Genomic DNA, 1,735 nt, shown 5'->3' on the forward strand with positions numbered 1-1,735 from the left:
GCCTACCCCAGCGCCGCCAGCCTGCGGGGCCTGGCCGGTGTGCCGGATGCGGCAGCCGGGGGCAATATCGGCCGGGCGGCGCCCGCCACCGGCCCCCACCGCCTACAATATCGGCCCCGCTCCGCTGCCGATTGCCCTGTCCCCATGACTGCTGATCTGTTGCCCGTTCGTCGGGCCCTCCTGTCCGTCTCCGACAAAACCGGTCTGATCGACCTGGCCAGCGCCCTGGCGGCGCGCAACGTGGAGCTGCTGTCCACCGGCGGCACCGCCAAGGCGATCCGCGACGCCGGCCTGGCGGTCAAGGACGTGTCCGACGTCACCGGCTTCCCGGAAATGATGGACGGCCGGGTCAAGACCCTGCACCCGCTGGTGCACGGCGGCCTGCTGGGCCGCGCCGGGCTGGACGAAGCAGTGATGGCCGAACACGGCATCGGCGCGATCGACCTGCTGGTGCTGAACCTGTACCCGTTCGAGTCGGTTACCGCCAAGGCCGACTGCACGCTGGACGACGCGGTGGAAAACATCGACATCGGCGGCCCGGCGATGCTGCGTTCGGCGGCCAAGAATTTCGCGCGCGTGGCCGTGGCCACCGACCCGTCGCAGTACGCCGAGCTGCTGGCCGAACTGGACGCCAACGACGGCCAGCTCTCGGCCGCCAAGCGCTTTGCCTTCTCGGTAGCCGCGTTCAACCGCGTGGCCCAGTACGACGCGGCGATCAGCAACTACCTGTCGGCCGTTGCCGCCCGTGATGCGGCCGTGCCGGTACGCAGCGAATTCCCGGCGCAGATGAATTCCAGCTTCGTGAAGGTGATGGACCTGCGCTACGGCGAGAACCCGCACCAGAGCGGCGCGTTCTACCGCGACCTGTACCCGGTGCCGGGCACGCTGGCCACGTTCCAGCAGCTGCAGGGCAAGGAGCTGAGCTACAACAACCTGGCCGATGCCGATGCGGCGTGGGAATGCGTGCGCCAGTTCGACGCGCCGGCCTGCGTGATCGTCAAGCATGCCAACCCGTGCGGCGTGGCGGTGGGTGCCGGCAACGGCGATGCCTACGAGCTGGCCTACGCCACCGACCCGACCAGCGCCTTCGGCGGCATCATCGCCTTCAACCAGCCGCTGGATGCCGCCACCGCCAAGGTGATCCTGGACCGCCAGTTCGTTGAAGTGCTGATCGCACCGGACTACGAGCCGGCGGCGCTGGAATACGCGCAGAAGAAGGCCAACGTGCGCGTGCTGCGCATTCCGCATGGGCAGGGCCGCAACAACTACGACACCAAGCGCGTGGGCTCGGGCCTGCTGATCCAGAGCGCGGACAACCGTGGCATGGCGCGCGACGAACTCACCGTGGTGAGCAAACTGGCCCCCACCGACAAGCAGTTCGCCGACCTGCTGTTTGCCTGGAAGGTGGCCAAGTTCGTGAAGTCCAACGCCATCGTGTATGCGAAAGACAACCGCACCATCGGCGTGGGTGCCGGGCAGATGAGCCGGGTGTACTCGGCGCGCATCGCCGGCATCAAGGCCGCCGACGCGAACCTGGTGGTGGAAGGCTCGGTGATGGCCTCCGATGCGTTCTTCCCGTTCCGCGATGGCATCGATGCCGCCGCTGCGGCCGGCATCAAGGCGGTGATCCAGCCGGGCGGCTCGATGCGCGACAACGAAGTGATCGCCGCCGCCGACGAACACGGCCTGGCCATGGTGTTCACCGGCGTGCGCCACTTCCGCCACTGACCCCTGG

At 68.4% G+C, this 1,735-nt stretch carries 1 protein-coding gene; it reads left to right on the top strand.

Annotation, left to right across the window (positions count from 1 at the left end):
* Positions 1–144 precede the first annotated feature (144 nt).
* Complete coding sequence (gene purH / locus DBR34_RS07280; RefSeq protein WP_128096294.1) at positions 145–1,728, top strand: bifunctional phosphoribosylaminoimidazolecarboxamide formyltransferase/IMP cyclohydrolase; 1,584 nt, start codon at positions 145–147, stop codon at positions 1,726–1,728.
* Positions 1,729–1,735: the final 7 nt, after the last annotated feature.

This window comes from Stenotrophomonas sp. HMWF003, from assembly GCF_003061285.1.
Lineage (GTDB): Bacteria > Pseudomonadota > Gammaproteobacteria > Xanthomonadales > Xanthomonadaceae > Stenotrophomonas > Stenotrophomonas maltophilia_AP.